This window comes from Exiguobacterium sp. SH5S13 (genome assembly GCF_004337085.1).
GTDB lineage: Bacteria > Bacillota > Bacilli > Exiguobacteriales > Exiguobacteriaceae > Exiguobacterium > Exiguobacterium aurantiacum_A.
Map to the genome: position 1 here is coordinate 1 of NZ_SJUS01000079.1, position 408 is coordinate 408.

Below are 408 nucleotides of genomic sequence, written 5' to 3' on the forward strand. Positions count from 1 at the left end.
GGGCACACAGTCTTCGGGAACGCTGAGCTTTGCCCTCTGCAATTCACCGTCTCCGCAGACTATGAATTCGATGATCGCCTTGTTGCAGAGAGAACGTCAGTCGACATGCGGCCTTATCTACGTTCGTCGCCACCTATCCATCCCGTTGCAGAGCAACTGGAGGCGCTCAATAATCAAATCAAAATTTTTCTCACGAAGCTCAACAAGTGATATCTAACCGGGCGCTCAAGCGGACTTGCCATGTTTCCTCCATTCGCAAAACTCAAAATTGGCTCGATGCAAAATCTGCCTCACATTGAAACGCTCATAAGATCAGATCCGCAGGCTATGGCGGCCGCTACTGGCAAGTTGGTTGCGCTCATTCAAGCAAAGATGAACGCCTCGGAAGGCACTCCATGATGTCGGGGC

Annotated in this window: 1 protein-coding gene; it reads left to right on the forward strand. The window is 51.2% G+C overall.

Going from position 1 to position 408, the window contains the following annotated elements; genetic code table 11:
• A partial coding sequence (locus EVJ30_RS15370) for a hypothetical protein (protein WP_222838999.1) occupies positions 1-210 on the forward strand: 210 nt, incomplete at its 5' end.
• Positions 211-408 lie beyond the last annotated feature (198 nt).